Origin of the sequence: Nocardia sp. NPDC101769, from assembly GCF_044766925.1 — a bacterium.
Lineage (GTDB): Bacteria > Actinomycetota > Actinomycetes > Mycobacteriales > Mycobacteriaceae > Nocardia.
The window spans coordinates 638,130-652,930 of sequence record NZ_JBIWMX010000001.1 but is presented as its reverse complement, the minus strand read 5'-3'; the positions used below and the strand labels follow the sequence as shown (position 1 = coordinate 652,930).

The window sequence follows — 14,801 nt, the reverse complement described above, 5'->3', positions numbered from 1 at the left end:
GGTGGCGATACGTGGCAGTGTCGAAACCTCGTTGGCGGAGTTGGCGGCTGGTGTTCGCCGCCGAGCCGACGGGCAGTCCGGTCGGTTTCTGCTCGGTATCACGGGTCCGCCCGGTGCAGGCAAATCCACCCTCGCCCGCGGCATTCGCGACGAACTGAATCTGGCCTCCGGCGCTACGATCGCCGAAGTCGCGCCCATGGACGGATTCCATCTCACCAACGCCCAGCTGCGCGCCGCCGGATTCCTCGATCGCAAGGGCGAACCCGATACCTTCGACACCGACGGCTATGTGGCTTTGCTGCGCACCATCCGTGACACCGCGCCGGGCATGCCGGTGTCCTGGCCCACCTACGATCGCGAGATCCACGAACCGGTCCCCGGCGGCGTCGTGTTCGACCGCCAATCCATCGTGGTGACCGAGGGCAACTACCTGTTGCTCGACGACCGCGCCCACCCGGCCTGGGCGGCCGTGCGCCCGCTGCTCGACGAGACCTGGTACCTGGACGTGCCGCGCCCGATCATCGAACAGCGCCTGCTGCGCCGCCACATTCGCGGCGGTCGCACCCCCGAGGCCGCGCGGACCAAGGTGGCGGACAGCGACCTCCGCAATGCCGCGCTCGTCGAATCCACCCGCACCCGTGCCGATCTGGTGCTGCGCAAGGCCGGACGCGGCTACGGCATCGACTGAACGCGCTATCCATTCATCCGAATATCGAAGTGCCGCATCCACTCCCGGGTGCCGGCGAAGCCACAGGAGGCCGTCGCCACCGCGGCCGCGCGCCGCAGCGCGACCGGGAAACCCGCGCCACGCTCGTGAAAGTGGCAGAACGCGCCGTGCAGGATGTCGCCCGCCCCGAGGGTGTCCACCGCTGACGTTGCGGGGACGGGGATCTCTCCGCGTCCGCCGGGCATCGAGTATCGGATCGGGCCACCGCCACCGGTGATCGCCACCAGCCGCGGTCCTGCCGCGTGCACGTAGTCGAACACCGCACCGGCCGAATCGGCCTGTACCCCAGGCGGAGTGAAGGCACTCGAGCAGATGGCGATATCGACGACCGGCAGCAGCGCGCCGTGCACCGGACGCCAGCGCCCGGCATCCAGCACCACCGGCACGCCCGCCGCCCGCGCCGCCGTCGCCAGCCGTAACGCGGGCTCGGGATAGTGGCCGTCCACCAGCAGTACCGTGGCCGTGTCGAGTGCCTCGGCCGCCGTCTCGTCGAGGGCCGGGTGGATCCGGGATCCGTCCAGCGACACGATGGTCCGGGTGGCCGCTTCGGTGGCGACGATGATCGAGGACACCGGCGGCTGCTGATCGCCGTCGGGCGTGAGGTCCACGGCGGTGACCCCGTGTCGCTGCAGATCGCCGCGAATCAGTTCCGCCAGTGGATGTTTGCCCAGCGCGGTCACCAGGGCCGGTGTCGCGCCGGACAGGAAGGCGTAGGTCACCGCCGCATTGGCGGCCGGTCCGCCCGCGCCGAGAAACAGGTCGGCGGCCTGGATCTTGGAGTCCTCGGCGGGGTACCGGTCGACGGCATAGGCGAGATCCAGTGTCGACAATCCGGCGAAAACCGCACTCCTGCTACCCATGCCGCCGACCCTACGGCGAACTACTCGCGCACTCGGTGCTCGTAGGCCTTGCGCGCGTCGGAGTCGACATCGTCCAGGAACGCGCTCTGCGCGCCCAGCGCGCGCCCGATGGCATCGCCCACCGACTGCGGCAGCAGACCCACCATCTGCGAGATGATGCCCGCCATCGCCGTGACCCGGACCTTGGAGCGCGGCTCCACGATCAGCTTGGTGATGGCGTCGGCGATCTCCTCCGGTTCGGCCGGGCGCAGCAGCTTGGGCGCCGTAACCCCGGATCCCAGTTCGGTTTTGGTGAGCGTCGGCAGCACTGAGGAGAAGCGCAGCCCGGTGCCCCGGTACTCCTCGCGGAGGGTGTCGGTGAAGCCCAGCACCGCGTGCTTGCTGGCGTTGTAGGTGGCCAGGCCCGGAATGTGGGTCTCGCCGGCGAGCGAGGCAATATTGATGACGTGCCCGCGCCCGCGCGGCAGCATGCGCCCGATGGCCAGCTTGGAGCCGAGGATCACGCCGTACACATTGATGTCGAGAATGCGGCGGGTGATCTGATCCGGTTCGTCCACCACGCGGCCGGTGGGCATGATCCCGGCATTGTTGACGAGCACGTCGATCGGGCCGAGGCGGCGCTCCACCTCGTCGAGGAAGGCGTCGAAGGACTGGTGGTCGGTGACGTCCAGCCGGTCGTAGACGTCGAAACCCCGTGCGGCGCCGGACTCCTTGACTGTGGTCTCGTCGATATCGCCGATGGCGATCTTGGCGCCGAGGGCCTGCAGGGCGGTCGCGGTGGCCAGGCCGATGCCGCGCGCACCGCCGGTGATCACCACGACCTTGCCGGCGATCGTTCCGAAGTCGGTCATCACATCCCCCGTACGGTCTTGATGATGGCGGGCAGGTTGATCCGCCGCAGTCCGCGGGTGCCGGCGGCCCGCATGGCGCCCATGGCGACGGTCAGCTTGGCCGGCGAATACGGGAACCACAGCGGCTCTTTGGTCTGGGTGGGCAGGATCGGCTTGGTGATGGCCTGCTGACGGCAGTACTTGCGCACACCGTTGGCCCCGCCCCAGCGCGCGCCGGTGCCGGACAGGCCCCAGCCGCCCATGGGTAGCGCGAAGCTGAACATATTCGCGAATACGTCGTTGATGTTCACCGCGCCCGCGTTCAGCTGGCGCGCAACGCGTTCGGCGCGATCCTTGTCGCCGGACCACACCGAGGCGGACAGGCCGTAGATCGAATCATTGGCCATGCGAATCGCTTCGGCCTCGTCGGCCACCTTCATGACCGGCAGCGTCGGCCCGAAGGTCTCCTCGGTCATGCAGGTCATGGTGTGGTCCACGTCGGCGAGCACGGTCGGCTCGAAGAGGGTGCCGACGCCGGTCCGCTTGCCGCCGGTCGTGACGCGCGCACCCGCCTTGACGGCCTCCTCGACGTGCCGCTGCACGATCTGCGCCTGATTCTCGTTGGCGAGCGCGCCCATGTCGTACTCGGGCCGGCGGCCGTCCACGCCCTGGCGGACCTCCTTGACGGCGGCGGTCAGCTTCGCCAGGAACTCGTCGTAGACGGGCGCTTCCACGTACACGCGCTCGACCGAGATGCACACCTGCCCGGCGTTGAACAGCCCGCCGAAGGCGATGCCGTGCGCGGCGCGATCCAGGTCGGCGTCGGCCAGCACGATAGCCGGGTCCTTGCCGCCGAGTTCCAGGCTGTACGGGATCATCCGCTCGGTGCAGGCCGCGGCGATCTTGCGGCCGGTGGCGGTGGAACCGGTGAACTGGATGTAGTCGGCGGTGCCGACCACGGCCGCGCCCGTCTCGCCCGCGCCGGTGACCACCTCGAACACCGGCGGCGCGCCGATCTCGCGCCAGCCGCGCGCCAGCTCGACCGCCGAAAGCGGTGTCACCTCGGAGGGTTTCAGGATGACCGCAGCGCCCGCGGCCAGCGCCGGGATCACATCGATGACCGGCATGGCCAGCGGGAAATTCCACGGCGTGATCACACCGACCACCTGGTAGGGCCGGAACACGGTGGTCAGCTGCTTGACCCGGGCCAGCGGGCTGTGCGGCGAAGGGTGTTCGTCGGCAAGGAATTTCGCGGCGCGGCGGGCGTAGTAGCCGGTCAGGTCGACCGAGAACGCCGGGTCGATGAGCGAGTCCACGCGGGCCTTACCGGTCTCGGACTGCAGCACGTCGGCCAGGCGATCGGTGTTGTCCACCAGCCAGTCCTGCAGCCTGAGCAGCCATTCCTTGCGTCCGTCGGGGCCCAGGGCCTCCCAGGCGGGCTGATGCGCGCGCAGGGCGGCGACCTTGGTGGCGACCGTCTCGGCCGAATCGATCGGCACCGTGCCCGCGAGTACACCGGTCGCCGGATTGCGGACCTCGAGTTCGGTGGCGGGTGCCGGGGCCGCCTCCGGTTTCGAGGTGGCTCCCGGTTTCGGGGTGGCCTTGACGGCGGTCCCGGCCGGCTTGCGGGTCCCGGTCTTGCGAGCGGTGCCCGCGGCGGGTTCGGTATTGGTCACGATGTGCCTCTCCCCACGTGCGCTACGTTGCGACGGCGAGCTGTGCCCCAGCTCACTGGACTATGATCGTGACACAATTTCGTGAGCCCATGCTTGGCAAATCAGGTCAATTGTTCCGGCCGGGTTTGTGCTCTGAGTACAACCTCGGAGGAGTGCCTGTGGCGACGCCCGCGAACCCGGCGGAGATCCGGCTCTGGATCGCCGATTTCGTCGCGGAAACTCTCCCGGCCGAAACCCTGGAACAGGTCGTCACCCGGCTCGACGACGCCATCATCGCCCGCATCCCGGAGATGCGTGACCGCGATATGCGCCGCGACCTGGCCGCCAGCAGCCGGGCCCACGCGGTCGCCGTACTCAGCGGCCTCACCCAGGACCTGTTCGAATACCCGGTCCCGCAGGAGGCGCACGCCTTCGCCCGCACCGTCGCCCGCCGCGGCTACGACGTGCGGCTGCTGCTGCGCGTCTACCACCTCGGCCAGGAGGCGGTCATCGACTACATGACCGAGGTGCTCGAACAGCGGCAGCTGCCGCAGGACATCGAAAGATCGGTGCTGCTACGGCTTTTCGACCGCACCACGCGCTGGGTCAGCACCTCGGTCGAGGCCCTCACCGACACCTACATGGCCGAGCGGGAACGGGGTTTGCGCGCCGCGCTCACCCAGCGTGCCGAGATCGTGCGCGCTCTGCTGGACGGCGCCGAGGTGGATATCGAAACCGCTTCGGGCAGGCTCGGATACCGGCTGTCGCAGCGGCATCTGGCGCTGGTGCTGTGGACGGACGAGGATGCCGCGCCGCTGCCGCCGGACGGCACCGGCGAGGCCGTCGGCCGGCTCGACCGGATCGTGGCCCGCTACGCGGGCGCGCTCGGCAACGGCAGCCTGCTCACCGTGCCCTCGGGTGCGACCGCGCTGTGGGCGTGGATCGGCGTGGACGACGCGCTGCCCGAGCCCGGCGATCCGGTGTGGTCGGTGGACCCGCCCGTGCGGGTGGCGATCGGTGTGCCCGCCGCGCACGCCGCCGGCTTCCGGGCCGGCCACCGCGAGGCGGTCGCCGCCCGGCAGGTCGCCGAGCGCGCCCGCCCAGGCATGCCGGGGGCAGTGCACTACTCGGAGGTGGAGGTCGCCTATCTGGCGGGATCCGACGAGACCGCCATGCGGTCGCTCATCGACCGGGAGCTGGGCGCACTCGCAGGACCCGACGCGCAGTCGGCGCGACTGCGGCAAACCTTGCATGCCTACCTGCGAGCCCGCCGCAGCCCGGACGCGGCCGCGAAACTGCTCGGTGTGCACAAGAACACGGTGCGATACCGGATTCAGCGCATAGAAGAACTACTCGGTCACTCTCTCGACCAGCGTGGTACGCGACTGGAGGTCGCGCTCGACTGCGTGGCGGTCTACGGCGTATGAGTTCGCGAGCGTCAGCTCGCTTCCTCCGCGACGGTGTCCCGGGCGGCGCGTCGCCGGGTGGGCGGCTCGCCTTCGGAGGCCCGTCGCTCCGGTAATTCCGCCAGCAATTGCGTGGTGGCCGCGGCAATGGCGGCCACTGCCTTGTCCACCGCGGCCTTGGTGGCCGTCGTCAATCCCGACACCCCGCCGACTTTGCGCACGTATTCCTGTGCGGCGGCGTAGATTTCCTGCTCCGTGGCGGCCGGACTCAGCCCGCGGAGGAGGGTGATGTTCCCACTCATGCCCCCAGAGGTTAGCGCTCGATTACCCGCTGTGACAGGGCAAAATTCAGACAATTGCGTGAGTGCGTCGCGTGGCGCCGGCGGGAATGCCGCGCTGTGGCCGCCGGAATTCCAAACCGAATGGTTTGCCGATTATTCGCGCCCGACGCGGCCGGTGCGGCACACGTGATCGGCGAATAGTGGGCCACTCCAAGATCGATGGGGAACAATCGGGGTATGTCTGCCCGCGACGTGCCCACGCTGACGACTTTTCCATACCCGGAGCTCGACCAGCGCGAGGACGATCACTGGTCCGGTGCGCAGGTCTCCGACGACGAACTGCGCGCCCTCTCGCTCGGCGGCTTCTACTCCTCCCGCTGGGACGCCTTCCACGACGCCCTGCTGCTCGGCCCCGAACGCGACCATCCCCTCGGTGATCGCCGCGAACTTGCCATCGATACCCTCACCGGCGCCTGGGGCATCACCGACGGCACCGAGGCCATGGCCTCGATGGAACAACTGCTGGACGGCATGCACGGCCCGCTGTACGCGCTCGTGCATCCACTTGTCATGGCGGCAATCAACTCCCCTGAACGGGATCGCTTCGGCGAGCGCGCCGATCGGCACCGCGCGTTCCTGCGGCAGGTCGGCTCATTCCGCGGCATGGAGAATCCGGAGGCGCTGGTCCGCGATTACGACATCTGGTCGCAGGCCATCAAACTCGGGCTCACCGACCATCTGGTCCGCCCGCTGCCCACCGATATCCAGGCCTGGGATCTGGCCCGCGTCGTCGCCGTCGCCCGCATGGCCTACACCGCGGGCTACCTCGACGCCGATGTCGCCTGGGATTACCTCATGCGCGCGCTGCCCCCGGCCCAGCGGAAATACCGGAACTGGCGGCAATTCGGCGACGCCTACCTGGCCGGGTGGACCTACTGGCAGGCGTGCGAGGACCTCGCGGAACTGAAATCCGGTGGCGTGGACCGGCGGATGGAATTGCTGCGGCTGTGGATGCGTCCCACCAGCCCGTGGCGGCGCATCGCTCTGCAGCCGGACGAATAAGCCGGTCGGGTTCGGGGGCTCGACCCCAAACCTCCTCACTCGATCTGCCCGGCGCTCAATCGGGCAGGGACCGGAGAATTCCGCGTCCGTACCGCTGGAACTGCGCGTCATCGACCATGCCGAGCGAATGCCGCTCGACCAGCAATTCCCATTCGGAGTACAGCTTCGCCACACCGGGATCCGCGGGCCCGGCGGCGCCGTCGGTCACCTCGCGCTGGATGGCGAAATTCAAAGCGCCCGTTACCCGATCGGTGTCGGCCCGGTCGGTGCCGGTGAAATGCCAGGTCAGATTGCCGTCGCTGACCTCGACGCCGTACTCGACGGGAGCGACGCCCGGTCCCTCGGCGTCGTCGGTCGTGCGTGCCCACAGCAGGGTCGCCACCGGTAGCTCGTGGGCGAAACGCTTGCCCGAGCTCAGCGAGACGAAGATCATCCGGGTGGTGGTGATCGCGAGCAATCCGGTGGCCCGGGGCGCTGGCGCCTGCGCGGTGACGAGGGCGGTCTCCAGTACGTATTCACCGGGGGTGACATAGCGCTGCAGCGCGGCGACGGCCTGCTTGGCGTCGCGCTTGGGCGCCATCCGGCGCACCGCTCGATCCACATCCGCGCGGGCGGGCCCGCTGCGTCCCCAGGAGGGTGCGGGCGGGGTGAGATCGGGGGCGGCCACGTCCAGTCGCTGGGTGGCCAGGATCTGATTGTTGATGCGCTCGACGATGACGGTGGCGGCGGGCACATCGTGCTCGGCGATGAGCACCGGCAGCGGGGTCCGGTCGGCGGGGACGCCGGTCAGGACGGGGGTCGGGTAGCGCAAATATATTTCGATGACGACGGCGTCATCGGCGCGCCGGTTCAAACGCACCTTGAGCAGGTCGCTTACCGGCACGTCGAGCACGCGCTCGCCGTCGGTTCCGGGTCGCAGCACCGTCAAACGCCCGTTGCCATGACGCACAATCGCTGTGGGTGTCCGTAGCTCGACTATGTCCATACCCCCTGCGCTCTGTTGTGTCGTCACTCACGATGAGACGACCATGCCATGATTGTGACCACTCGGTCCGACACCAGGGGGTGATCGACCCAGTGTGTTGCCGCAGATGGTCGGGGAACCACCCGCGTTCTCCAGCCGTTTACCTGTTGAACTGCACTAGCTGCCGAACTGCGCGATGTAACGACTAGACCGTACGCGGTAACGTGGCATGTCCGCATCCGTTCGCCGGAACGGGCGTGCCACGCAAGCATCGCAGGCAAACCGGATACACCCCCCGGAAAGGACTGGCCGCCGGCCGACGCTCTATGAACCGCAAGACTGTGTTCCGCAACCTGGCCATAGTCGCGGGCTTCCTGCTCGTGATCTGGTTGGTCAGCTATTTCAGCAACGACACGCGCGGCTGGCATAGCGTCGATACCTCGGTGGCGCTTTCCCAGCTCCAGGACAAGTCGAATGTCGATTCGGTCCAGATCGACGACAAAGAACAGCAACTGCGCATCACGCTGAAGAACGGCAATGATGCCACCAAGGGCGAGACCAAGCTCATCGCCAAGTATCCGGGCGGCGGCGAGGTGTCCGCGCAGGTCTTCAAGGCCGCGCAGGATTCGGGCGCCAAGGTCAACACCACCGTCAAGCAGGATTCCTGGCTGAGCCAGATTCTGCTGTTCATGTTGCCCATGGTGATTCTGCTGGGCCTGTTCATCTTCGTGATGGCGCGCATGCAGGGCGGCGGTCGCGGCGGCATGATGGGCTTCGGCAAGTCGAAGGCCAAGCTGCTGTCGAAGGACATGCCCAAGACCACGTTCCAGGATGTGGCGGGCGCCGACGAGGCCATCGAAGAGCTCTACGAGATCAAGGACTTCCTGCAGAGCCCGGCGCGGTATCAGGCGCTGGGCGCGAAGATCCCGAAGGGCGTGCTGCTCTACGGCCCGCCGGGTACCGGTAAAACGTTGCTGGCCAAGGCCGTTGCCGGTGAGGCCGGGGTGCCGTTCTTCACCATCTCGGGTTCGGACTTCGTCGAGATGTTCGTCGGTGTCGGCGCCTCGCGGGTGCGCGACCTGTTCGATCAGGCCAAACAGAACAGCCCCTGCATCATCTTCGTGGACGAGATCGACGCGGTCGGCCGCCAGCGTGGCGCCGGCCTGGGCGGTGGCCACGACGAGCGCGAGCAGACCCTGAACCAGCTGCTGGTGGAGATGGACGGCTTCGGTGAGCGCACCGGCGTCATCATCATGGCCGCCACCAACCGGCCCGACATCCTGGATCCGGCGCTGCTGCGCCCGGGCCGTTTCGACCGGCAGATCCCGGTCGGCAACCCGGACCTGAACGGCCGTCGTGCGATTCTGCAGGTGCACTCCAAGGGCAAGCCGATCGCGACCGACGCCGACCTGGAGGGTCTGGCCAAGCGGACCGTCGGCATGTCGGGTGCGGATCTGGCCAATGTGATCAACGAGGCCGCGCTGCTCACCGCGCGTGAGCACGGCAACGTGATCACCGGTGCGGCCCTGGAGGAGTCGGTCGATCGTGTCATCGGCGGTCCCCGCCGCAAGTCGCGGGTGATCAGCGAGCACGAGAAGAAGATCACCGCCTACCACGAGGCCGGTCACACCCTGGCCGCCTGGGCGATGCCCGATATCGAGCCCGTCTACAAGGTCACCATCCTGGCTCGCGGCCGCACCGGCGGTCACGCCATGACGGTGCCCGAGGACGACAAGGGCCTGATGACCCGCTCGGAGATGATCGCCCGCCTGGTCATGGCCATGGGTGGTCGCGCGGCCGAGGAGCTGGTGTTCCACGAGCCGACCACGGGCGCCTCGTCCGATATCGACCAGGCCACCAAGATCGCGCGTGCCATGGTCACCGAGTACGGCATGAGCGCCCGCCTGGGCGCGGTCCGCTACGGCGAGGAGCAGGGCGACCCGTTCCTGGGCCGGTCCATGGGCATGGCCTCGAGCTACTCGCACGAGGTGGCCCGCGAGATCGACGAGGAGGTGCGCAACCTCATCGAGGCCGCGCACACCGAGGCGTGGGCGGTGCTCAACGAGTACCGCGACGAGCTGGACTCCCTGGCCACCGCGCTGCTGGAACGCGAGACCCTGCACCGCAAGGATCTCGAGGAAGTGCTGACGACGGTCGAAAAGCGGCCGCGCATCACGGCTTTCAACGATTTCGGTGACCGCACCCCGTCCGATCGCCCGCCGGTGAAGACCCCGCGCGAGCTGGCCGCCGAGCGCGGCGAGCCGTGGCCGGAGGAGAGCTCGCGGCCGTCGCATCCGGTGGTGCAGCCCGCCAACGGCTATCCGGAACCGGTCTACGGCACCGCGCAGCCGCAGTACGGCGGCTATCCGGCGCCCGCGCCGCAGGGCTATCCGCTGCCGCAGGCTCCGGCCTATCCGCGGCACGGTGCGCCGACGCACGGTTCGCGTCCGGACTACGGCGCTCCGGCCGGTTGGTCGGCGCCGGGCTGGCCGCCGCAGGAGGACGAGGCTCCGGCGGCGCAGCCGCGCGGCGCGTACGGCGGCTGGGCGCCCGCGGGCAACCAGCGGTATCAGCCGGGCGGCCAGTATCAGCCGGGCTACTCGCAGCCGGAGCATCCGGCCGCGCAGCCGGCGTCCGGGAATGACGAGGACGAGAAGAACGGTTGGGACGGACCGAACGGTCGCCGCTGACCGCGGTCCCGATAGGCTCAATGGGTTCGCGGCCCGCCTCGGGCGGGGTTCGGACGCTGGGGGAACGCCCCGCGGCCGGATCCGCCCGAGTGGTTCGGCGACCGCGTCCAGGCCGCGTGTGCATGTGCGGCAAGTCAACACAGGAGGTGTCGATTGTCGGCCACCAACAATCGTGTCGTGTCCGGCCTGATCGCGCTCGACACCGGTCGACCGTTCGATCAGGACCGTGCGGAGGCTGCCGTGCGGGAGTTGCTGATCGCGGTCGGCGAGGATCCGGATCGTCCCGGGCTCGCCGACACCCCGGCCCGGGTGGCGCGGGCCTATCGGGAGATGTTCGCCGGACTGTTCACCGATCCCTCCGAGGTGCTCAACACCACCTTCGAGGAGGGGCACCAGGAGCTGGTGCTGGTTCGCGACATCCCCATGTACTCGACTTGTGAGCACCACCTGGTGGCGTTCCACGGTGTCGCGCACGTCGGCTACATTCCGGGCCCGCACGGCCGGGTGACCGGGCTGTCCAAGTTGGCTCGCCTGGTCGATCTCTACGCCAAGCGCCCGCAGGTGCAGGAGCGGCTGACCAGCCAGATCGCCGACGCGGTGATGGAGAAGCTGGATCCGCGCGGCGCCATCGTGGTGATCGAGGCCGAGCATCTGTGCATGGCGATGCGCGGTATCCGTAAACCGGGCGCCTCCACCACCACCTCGGCGGTGCGCGGCTTGCTGCAGACAAACGCCTCTTCTCGCGCGGAGGCCCTGGATCTCATTCTGCGAAAGTGAGCGCACCGACCATGGCCGAGAGCGGTACACGGGGGGCCAACCTGGTTGTTCCTCGTGGGGGCCGCTCATGCGTGGTGATGGGCGTCGTGAACGTCACCAGCGACTCGTTCTCCGATGGCGGCCGCTACCTGGATCCGGGTCTGGCGGTGGCGCACGGTCTCGACCTGTACGAGATGGGCGCGGACATCATCGATGTGGGAGGTGAGTCCACCCGGCCCGGCGCGGTTCGTATCGACCCGGAAACCGAAGCGGCGCGGGTGGTTCCGGTGATCCGGCAGCTGGCCGCGGCCGGGGTGCCGACCAGCGTGGACACCATGCGGGCGAGCGTGGCCGAGGCCGCCATCGCGGCGGGTGTGTCCATGGTCAATGACGTCTCGGGCGGCCGCGCCGACTCGAACATGGTGAAAGTCGTTGCGGCGACCAAGATCCCGTGGATCCTCATGCACTGGCGGGCCGAGGCGGACTACCGTCACGCCGGTCCCGCCGAGCAGTACGACGATGTGGTGTCCAAGGTCTGGGAGGAGCTGAACGCGCAGGTCGACTTCGCCCTCGCCGGCGGTGTCGACTTCGGGCAGCTGGTGCTGGACCCGGGCCTGGGCTTCGCCAAGAACGCCGACCACAACTGGGAGTTGCTGGGCGGCCTGTTCTATCGCATGACCGAGATGATGGACGCGGGCCTGCCGATCCTGATCGGGGCCTCCCGCAAGCGTTTTCTGGGCGGTCTGCTGGCCGATGCCGAGGGCCCGCGCTCGCCGGACGGCCGCGAGGTCGCCACGGCCACGATTTCCGCCCTGGCCGCCGAGCACGGTGCCTGGGGTGTGCGAGTGCACGATGTCCGATCGTCGCTGGACGCCATCGCGGTGGTCGACGCGACCACCAATGCGGCCAGGCGCCTGCGGGATCGGTATGTGCGGGAACGGGAGACAGGGGAGCGGCTGTGAGCATCGATCGCGCCGGATCGCCGGGCGACCGGATCGAATTGCCCGGTGACCGTATCGAATTGCGCGGGTTGCGCGTGTTCGGTCATCACGGTGTCTTCGACTTCGAGAAGCGCGACGGCCAGGAGTTCGTCGTGGATCTGACGCTGTGGACGGATTTCACCGCCGCCGCGAAGTCGGACGACATCGCCGACACCGTGCACTATGGCGAGCTGGCCGAGCAGGTGGTGCAGATCGTGGCCGGGGAGCCGAAGGATCTGATCGAGACGGTGGTCTCGAACATCGCCGACGAGGTGATGGCCGATCCGCGTATCCAGGCCGTGGAAGTGGTGCTGCACAAGCCTTTCGCGCCGATTCCGCATACCTTCGAAGACGTCCGTGTAGTGACGTCCCGCCGTCGCGAACCGGAGGAGTAGAGCGGTGACCCGCGTTGTCCTGTCGATCGGATCCAATCTCGGTGACCGGCTGGCGCATCTGCGCAGTGTCGTGGAGGCGCTGGGCCCGCGCGTGGTGGCGGTCTCGTCGGTGTACTCGACCCCGCCGTGGGGCGGGGTGCCGCAGCAGGACTATCTGAATGCCGTGCTGGTGGCCGAGGATCCGGCCATGGAGCCCTCGGACTGGCTACGCCTGGGTCAGGAGCTGGAGCAGGCCGCGGGCCGGATTCGGGAAGTCCGCTGGGGCGCGCGCACTCTCGATGTGGACGTGGTGCAGGCCGAGTCGCGCCGCCGCGAGGGCCGGGTGGTGGTGCGCAGCCTGGATCCGGTGCTGACGCTGCCGCATCCGCAGGCCCACCATCGCGCGTTCGTGCTGGTGCCGTGGCTGGAGGTCGATCCCGACGCGGAGCTGGAGGCGACCGGCGCGCTGCGCACGCTGCGAGAGTGGTTGTCCGCCTTGGATTCTGCCGAGGTGAGCGGGGTGCGCCGCACCGAGCTGACACTGGGCTGGACGCCGTGACGCCGGAGCTGCTGCGGTGAAGCCGACCCGCATTCTGGATCTGTGTGCGAATGTCCTGCTGGCGGCGATCGTGGCCTGGGTCGCCACCAATATGGCGTATTCGAGCTTCCCGCCGATATCGGTGTTCTCGGGCGCCTCGCTGTTGCCGGTGGCGCTGCTGGAGGCGGTGCTGGCCTTCGTGATTCGGCAGCGTAAGGAGAATCACGGGATCGGTCCCGGTCCGGGGCAGCTGCATGCGATCACGGCGGCCCGGGCGGTGGCGCTGGCGAAGGCGTCGGCGCAGGTGGGGTCGCTGGTGGGCGGGATCTGGCTGGGTTTCCTGGTGTGGCTGCTCATGCAGCGCTCGGATCTGCGTGCGGCGGCGTCGGATACGCCGGGCGCGGTGGTGGGTCTGCTGGGCGGGGTGGCCCTGGTGGCCGCGGCCCTGTGGCTGGAGTATTGCTGCCGCGCTCCCATTGAGCCGCCTGACGAGGCAGCTACTTCATAGCTAACAGATTGGCACTGATCATCGCCAAGGTGGGGACCACACTCCCGAGATCAAGCTACGCTGGCGGACATGGTTTCACCCTCCCGTAGCAGTGCTTCCCGTCGCCGCCGGGAGGATGCGGGAAAGTTCTTCACCGGCTTTCTGCTTCTCCTCGGACTGGTTGCCAGCGTTTTCCTGGTCTTCAGTGACAACCTCCACCTGATCCGGGTGGGCCTGGTCGCGGCCCTCTGGGCGGCCGCCATCGGCGCGCTCGCGGCCACCCGTTATCGCAGGGAAGCGGCCGTCGACAAGGCGAAAGTGGGTGACCTCCAGAAGGTCTACCAACTCCAGCTGGAGCGCGAGGTTGCTGCCCGCCGCGAATACGAGCTCGGCGTCGAGACCAGGGTCCGCCACGAGGTCGGCGCCGACGCCGCGGAGATGGCCGCGCTGCGTGCCGAACTCACGGTCCTGCGCGAGAGCCTGCAGCGTCTGTTCGATGGCGATCTGCCCTCCGAGCGCCCGGCCCTGCGCGCGGATGCCGTTCGGGTCCAAGAACTTCCGAGCAGCGAGTCCCGCCCGGCCCCCGAGGCGGCGAACGATAACTGGGCGGACGCGGATCCCTGGGACCCGTGGTCGTCCCCCGACCAGGCCGAGGACGACGACGACCCCCGCGCCCGCATGGCCCCGAAGTTCGATCCCGCGCACCCCGAACCGCCGGCCTTCGCCACCCCCTTCGACGACCCGGTCACCGCCGAGACGTCGATCATCACCGACGCCATGCGTCAGGACTACGAGGCCGAACGTGCCGCCGCCGAACCGGATTCGCCCATCCCGCCCCCGAACCCGGAGGCCGCCAACGAATCCGCCGACGTCCCCTCGGTCAACGGCCATACCGGCGCCAACGGCAATGCGCCCACCAATAGCGGTACTGCCGCCGATACCCATGCCGCTGCCAATGGCACCGCCACCAACGGCCCTGTCCCCGTCCCGCGCCTGACCCCCGACCCCACCACCGCGGCCCCGGTTGGCCGCGCCACCGCCCGCCGTCGCCGCCGGTCCGAGGACGACACCGACGCCGAAGGCACCCACCGCCTCTCGGTGGCCGAAATCATGGCCAACCTGAAGTCCGAGAACAGCAACTGACCCTCACCCGCCAGAGTTGCCTATCCCACAGTGGGTAGCTCTGGCGAA

The 14,801-nt window shown here is 68.7% G+C and carries 15 protein-coding genes; 10 read left to right on the top strand and 5 right to left on the bottom strand.

Features of this window, described 5'->3' with window-relative positions; genetic code table 11:
* The first annotated feature begins 1 nt into the window (after position 1).
* Entirely contained in the window at positions 2-688 is a 687-nt protein-coding gene (locus ACIRRA_RS02750; RefSeq protein WP_402762124.1) for a nucleoside/nucleotide kinase family protein, read from the top strand.
* Positions 689-693: 5 nt separating this feature from the next.
* Here the strand turns inward: ACIRRA_RS02750 and ACIRRA_RS02745 are convergent, their stop codons facing one another.
* Genes ACIRRA_RS02745 through ACIRRA_RS02735 form a run of 3 tightly spaced genes read right to left on the bottom strand, consistent with a single transcriptional unit; the run spans position 694 to position 4,093 of the window.
* Positions 694-1,587, bottom strand: a complete 894-nt coding sequence (locus ACIRRA_RS02745) for a PfkB family carbohydrate kinase (RefSeq protein WP_402762121.1) — start codon at positions 1,585-1,587, stop codon at positions 694-696.
* 20 nt (positions 1,588-1,607) lie between these two features.
* Positions 1,608-2,438 carry an SDR family oxidoreductase gene (locus tag ACIRRA_RS02740; RefSeq protein ID WP_402762118.1) on the bottom strand — a complete coding sequence of 277 codons (831 nt, stop codon included), beginning with the start codon at positions 2,436-2,438 and terminating at the stop codon, positions 1,608-1,610.
* A complete protein-coding gene (locus ACIRRA_RS02735; RefSeq protein WP_402762115.1) occupies positions 2,438-4,093 on the bottom strand; it encodes an aldehyde dehydrogenase family protein in 1,656 nt (551 codons plus the stop codon). The genes ACIRRA_RS02740 and ACIRRA_RS02735 overlap by 1 nt, the downstream gene beginning before the upstream one ends.
* Before the next feature lie 158 nt (positions 4,094-4,251).
* Between ACIRRA_RS02735 and ACIRRA_RS02730 the strand changes: the two genes are divergently transcribed.
* On the top strand, positions 4,252-5,499 hold the full coding sequence (locus ACIRRA_RS02730; RefSeq protein WP_402762112.1) for a PucR family transcriptional regulator: 1,248 nt from the start codon (positions 4,252-4,254) through the stop codon (positions 5,497-5,499).
* A gap of 11 nt (positions 5,500-5,510) precedes the next feature.
* Here the strand turns inward: ACIRRA_RS02730 and ACIRRA_RS02725 are convergent, their stop codons facing one another.
* Positions 5,511-5,780 (bottom strand): DUF2277 family protein, encoded by a 270-nt coding sequence (locus ACIRRA_RS02725; RefSeq protein ID WP_356998658.1) that lies wholly within the window; start codon positions 5,778-5,780, stop codon positions 5,511-5,513.
* Between the two features lie 216 nt (positions 5,781-5,996).
* Between ACIRRA_RS02725 and ACIRRA_RS02720 the strand changes: the two genes are divergently transcribed.
* Positions 5,997-6,821 carry a DUF1266 domain-containing protein gene (locus ACIRRA_RS02720; protein ID WP_402762109.1) on the top strand — a complete coding sequence of 275 codons (825 nt, stop codon included), beginning with the start codon at positions 5,997-5,999 and terminating at the stop codon, positions 6,819-6,821.
* Positions 6,822-6,876: 55 nt separating this feature from the next.
* On the opposite strand, the gene ACIRRA_RS02715 is transcribed toward ACIRRA_RS02720, so the two are convergent.
* Entirely contained in the window at positions 6,877-7,743 is an 867-nt protein-coding gene (locus tag ACIRRA_RS02715; RefSeq protein WP_402762106.1) for a hypothetical protein, read from the bottom strand.
* A gap of 368 nt (positions 7,744-8,111) precedes the next feature.
* Here ACIRRA_RS02715 and ftsH point away from each other — a divergent pair, with 368 nt between their 5' ends.
* From ftsH to ACIRRA_RS02680, 7 genes are all read left to right on the top strand, one after another.
* Complete coding sequence (gene ftsH / locus ACIRRA_RS02710) at positions 8,112-10,475, top strand: ATP-dependent zinc metalloprotease FtsH (RefSeq protein WP_402762104.1); 2,364 nt, start codon at positions 8,112-8,114, stop codon at positions 10,473-10,475.
* A gap of 177 nt (positions 10,476-10,652) precedes the next feature.
* Complete coding sequence (gene folE, locus ACIRRA_RS02705) at positions 10,653-11,252, top strand: GTP cyclohydrolase I FolE (RefSeq protein ID WP_402762101.1); 600 nt, start codon at positions 10,653-10,655, stop codon at positions 11,250-11,252.
* Between the two features lie 77 nt (positions 11,253-11,329).
* Positions 11,330-12,193 (top strand): dihydropteroate synthase, encoded by an 864-nt coding sequence (folP, locus tag ACIRRA_RS02700; RefSeq protein WP_402762272.1) that lies wholly within the window; start codon positions 11,330-11,332, stop codon positions 12,191-12,193.
* A complete protein-coding gene (gene folB / locus ACIRRA_RS02695; protein WP_402762098.1) occupies positions 12,190-12,606 on the top strand; it encodes a dihydroneopterin aldolase in 417 nt (138 codons plus the stop codon). Before folP ends, folB begins: the two co-directional genes overlap by 4 nt.
* A 4-nt stretch (positions 12,607-12,610) precedes the next feature.
* The gene (gene folK, locus ACIRRA_RS02690; RefSeq protein WP_402762095.1) at positions 12,611-13,144 is read left to right on the top strand and encodes a 2-amino-4-hydroxy-6-hydroxymethyldihydropteridine diphosphokinase; all 534 of its coding nucleotides are present in this window, start codon (positions 12,611-12,613) and stop codon (positions 13,142-13,144) included.
* A gap of 16 nt (positions 13,145-13,160) precedes the next feature.
* The gene (locus ACIRRA_RS02685) at positions 13,161-13,631 is read left to right on the top strand and encodes a DUF3180 domain-containing protein (RefSeq protein WP_402762092.1); all 471 of its coding nucleotides are present in this window, start codon (positions 13,161-13,163) and stop codon (positions 13,629-13,631) included.
* Positions 13,632-13,700: 69 nt separating this feature from the next.
* Complete coding sequence (locus tag ACIRRA_RS02680) at positions 13,701-14,753, top strand: DUF6779 domain-containing protein (RefSeq protein WP_402762089.1); 1,053 nt, start codon at positions 13,701-13,703, stop codon at positions 14,751-14,753.
* Positions 14,754-14,801 lie beyond the last annotated feature (48 nt).

Excerpts from the sequence above, each read along its gene's own strand:
- ftsH (WP_402762104.1), top strand. The coding sequence starts at position 8,112 with ATGAACCGCAAGACTGTGTTCCGCAACCTGGCCATAGTCGCGGGCTTC.
- ACIRRA_RS02740 (WP_402762118.1), bottom strand. The coding sequence starts at position 2,438 with ATGACCGACTTCGGAACGATCGCCGGCAAGGTCGTGGTGATCACCGGC.
- ACIRRA_RS02725 (WP_356998658.1), bottom strand. The coding sequence starts at position 5,780 with ATGAGTGGGAACATCACCCTCCTCCGCGGGCTGAGTCCGGCCGCCACG.
- folP (WP_402762272.1), top strand. The coding sequence starts at position 11,330 with ATGGGCGTCGTGAACGTCACCAGCGACTCGTTCTCCGATGGCGGCCGC.
- ACIRRA_RS02745 (WP_402762121.1), bottom strand. The coding sequence starts at position 1,587 with ATGGGTAGCAGGAGTGCGGTTTTCGCCGGATTGTCGACACTGGATCTC.
- ACIRRA_RS02680 (WP_402762089.1), top strand. The coding sequence starts at position 13,701 with ATGGTTTCACCCTCCCGTAGCAGTGCTTCCCGTCGCCGCCGGGAGGAT.
- ACIRRA_RS02720 (WP_402762109.1), top strand. The coding sequence starts at position 5,997 with ATGTCTGCCCGCGACGTGCCCACGCTGACGACTTTTCCATACCCGGAG.